Genomic DNA, 4,024 nt, shown 5'->3' on the forward strand with positions numbered 1-4,024 from the left:
AATCAACCCTCCGTCCGCGCCGCAAGCTTTTTAATAGGTCCTGAGCCTAGGCATCTCGAAATTGGGCGAGGCCTTGAAGGTGACGACCCCGGTGGCTGGATTGATGACGAACAGCCCGGCATCGATGCCCGCCAGCGCGAAAATCAATGTCGTATTGGCATCAGGGTCGGTGCCGGTGGCGGTATAGGCGGTGCCGATGGCGTTCTCGGCGAAGTTGGCATTGGCCGCCGAGGTGATGCTCGGTGCCTCATTGAGGTTGGTGATGGTGATGGCCACGGCCTGCGCCATGCCGGTGAGAACGCCATCGGAGGCGCTGACGGTGATGTCATAGACGTTGTTTTTGCCATCATCGCCCGGCATATCGAAATTGGGCACGGCTTTGAAGGTGATGGCACCGGTATGGGTGTCGATGTCGAAAATCCCAGCATCGGTGCCACCCAGCGCATAGGTAAGGATAGTGCCGGCATCGGCGTCGCTGCCGATGGCGGTATAGGCGATGCCAATCGCGTTCTCGGCAAAGCTGGCCTCGGAGACCGAGGTAATGCTGGGCGCTTCATTGACATCGGAGACGGTGATGGTCACCGGCTGGGCCAGGCTGTTCAGCCCGCCATCGGTGGCGATGACGGTGATGTCGTAGACGTTATTAGTGCCCTTATCGCCAGGGGCCTCGAAGTCAGGCGCGGATTTGAAGGTCACCACACCGGTGGCTGGGTTGATGTCGAACAGGCCTCGATCGCTGCCAGCGAGCACAAAGGTGAGGATCGTATCGGTGTCGGGGTCGCTGCCGGTGGCGGTATAGACGGCGCCGGTGGCGTTTTCGGCCCAGCTTGCCATGCCCGCAGAGGTGACGCTGGGCGCCTCATTGGCATTGCTGACCGTGATGGCCACCGCCTGGTCCACGCTACTGAGCGTGCCATCAAAGATGCTGACGGTGATGTCGTAGATATTATCCGCACCGCTATCGGCGGGGGCTTCGAAATCGGGCGTGTCCTTGAAGCGGACGCCGCCGGTGTTGCTGTTGATGTTGAACAGGCCGGCATCGGTGCCGCCCAGCAAAAAAATCAGCGTCGGGCCGCCATCAGGGTCATAGCCGGTGGTGGTATAGGCGATGGAGGTGGCGTTCTCGGCAAAATTGGCCGTGGCTACCGAGGTGATACGCGGCGCCTCATCCACATCGTTCACGGTGATGGCCACGGCCCGGGCCGCGCTGCTCAGGCTGCCATCAGAGGTCGTGACGGTGATGTCATAGACATTATTCCCGCCATTATCGGCCGGGGTCTCGAAATCGGGTGTGGCCTTGAAGGTCACGATGCCGGAATGGGTGCTGATGTTAAACAGCGCCGCATCCGCCCCACCCAGCGTATGGGTCAGCACCGCGCCGGCATCAGGGTCAGTGCCCTGGGCAATATAGACCCTACCGCCGGTATTCTCGGCAAAGCGTGCCGTGCCACCCGAGGTGATGCTCGGCGCCTCATTGAGGTTGGTGATGGTGATGGCAACCGCCCTTGCCGCGCTGGCCAGGCCGCCATCGGAGGCGGTGACGGTGATGTCATAGACATTGTTGCCCCCGGAATCGGTCGGCACCTCGAAATTCGGCGTCGCCTTGAAGGTCACGTTGCCCGAGCTGGCATTGATACTGAACAGCCCAGCATCCACGCCGCCCAGTGCAAAACTCAGGGTGCTGCCGGCATCACGATCACTCCCGGTGGCGGTATAGACGGTGCCGGGGGCATTCTCGCCCAGGCTGACCGTAGCGCCCGAGGTGATGCTCGGCGCCTCATTGACATTGGTGAGGGTGATGGCGACGGCCCGTGGCGTGCTGCTGAGCAGGCCATCGGAGGCGGTGACGGTGATATCATAGACGTTGTTCGCGCCATTATCGGTCGGGGCTTCGAAATTGGGCGATGTCTTGAAGGTGAGAGCACCCGTGCCGGCATTGATGTTGAACAGGCCGGCATCGGTGCCACCCAGCGTGAAGGTCAGGGTGGTGCTAGGGTCAGAAACGCTGCCGGTGGCGGTATAGACGGTGCCGGTGGCATTCTCGGCGAAGCTGGCCGTACCGCCCGAGGTGATGCTCGGCGCCTCGTTGACATTGGTGACGGTGATGGCCACGGCCTTTGCTGCGCTGCTGAGAGCGCCATCGGAGGCGGTGACGGTGATGTCGTAGACGTTGTTTTTGCCGGCATCGGCCGGGGCTTCAAAATTGGGCGAGGCCGCGAAGGTGACGGCGCCGGAGCTGGCGTTGATGCTGAACCTGACGGCATCGGTGCCGCCCAGCGACCAAGTCAGCGTTGTATTGGCATCAGGGTCAGTGCCAGTGGCGGTGTAGACTCTGCCGGTGGCGTTCTCAGCGAAGCTGGCGGTGCCGCCCGAGGTGATGCTGGGCGCTTCGTTGACATTGGTGACGGTGATGGCCACGGCCTTTGCTGCGCTGCTGAGAGCGCCATCGGAGGCGGTGACGGTGATGTCGTAGACGTTGTTTTTGCCGGCATCGGCCGGGGCTTCAAAATTGGGCGAGGCCGCGAAGGTGACGGCGCCGGAGCTGGCGTTGATGTTGAACAGGCCGGCATCGGTGCCGCCCAACGACCAGGTCAGTGTTGTATTGGCATCAAGGTCAGTGCCAGTGGCGGTGTAGACGGTGCCTGTAGCGTTCTCGGCACAGCTGGCGGTGCCGCCCGAGGTGATGCTGGGGGCTTCGTTGACATTCGTGACGGTGATGGCGACGGCCTGGGCCGTGCTGTTGGCGATGCCATCGGAGGCGGTGACGGTGATGTCATATATGTTGTTCGTGCCGGCATCGGCCGGGACCTCGAAATTGGGCGAGGTCTTGAAGGTGACGGCGCCATTGGCTTGGTTGAAATCGAAGCAGGCCGCATCCGCGCCGCTCAGCGAATAGGTGATTGTGGTGGCGGGATCAGGGTCGGTGGCGATGACGGTATAGGCTGCGCCGGTGGCGTTCTCGGCGAAGCTGGCGGTGCCGCTCGAGGTGATGGTGGGTGAGGAATTGACGGAGTTGGTGCCGGCCGTCCAATCGGTAACGGTGATGGTGGCGCTGCCGAGGGTGAAGATGCGCTGGCTGCCGTTGTCTGTATAGGTGTAGGCGTTGCCGCTGAAATCCAGGGTGTTGTTTCCAGAACCCAGCGTGATGGTGTCATTGCCATCGCCCAAGGCCCATATGACCGTGTCATTGCCTGCGCCGGCGTCAATGGTATCATCACCAACGCCTCCCTTGATGGTATCATCGCCGTCGCCGCCAGTAATGCTGTCATTTCCGGCGCCACCGTTGAGGCTATCATTGCCGCCATAGCCGTTCATCGTGTCGTCGGAGGTGGTGCCGAGCAGGCGATCGGGCTGGGCGGTGCCTCTATAGGTACCGCTACCGGTGGCGCGGCTGAAGAAAATGTAGCTGGAGCCGGCTTGGGTCATGCCATTCGGGTCGGCGTCCCTGGCGCCGATGATGAAGTCGACGAAGCCGTCGCCATTCACATCGCCGGCTGATGCGGCAGAACCGCCGCTGAAGTCATTGGCCGCGACGCCATCGAGCCGGAAGCCGGTGGAGCCATTTAAGTCCGTGAGGTTGAAGCCAGTGCCAAAGCCGCCGGACTTGCCGTAGACCACATAGCTGGAGCCGGAAGCGGAGCCATTCGGGTCGGCATTGTCGGCGCCGATGATGAGGTCGGCGAAGCCATCGGAATTCACATCGCCGGCCGAAGCCACAGACACACCGCTATTGTCACGGGCGACGGCGCCCACGATTTGAAAGCCTTGGGGGCCATTGACTGTGCCTAGGCTTTCGACAGCGATGGAAGCGGTAAAGGCAGTGCCCTTGCCGAAGACAATGTAACTGGTGCCGGTATAGTTATTGTTGCCATAGGCGCCGATGATGAGGTCAGCAAAGCCATCGCCATTCACGTCGCCAGCCGATGCTACGGAAGTGCCGAAAAGGCTCCAGTAACCGACCGCGGGCCCGGCGATCTGGAAGCCGTTGGTGCCATTAAGGTCGGAGACGAGGATCGCCGCGGTG

The 4,024-nt window shown here is 61.9% G+C and carries 1 protein-coding gene; it reads right to left on the reverse strand.

Features of this window, described 5'->3' with window-relative positions; all coding sequences use genetic code 11:
- Positions 1-30 precede the first annotated feature (30 nt).
- The coding region (locus ABWP84_RS18190) for a VCBS domain-containing protein (protein WP_353213439.1) at positions 31-4,024 on the reverse strand (3,994 nt) is incomplete at its 5' end.

This window comes from Rhodovarius sp. (assembly GCF_040399605.1).
Lineage (GTDB): Bacteria > Pseudomonadota > Alphaproteobacteria > Acetobacterales > Acetobacteraceae > Rhodovarius > Rhodovarius crocodyli_A.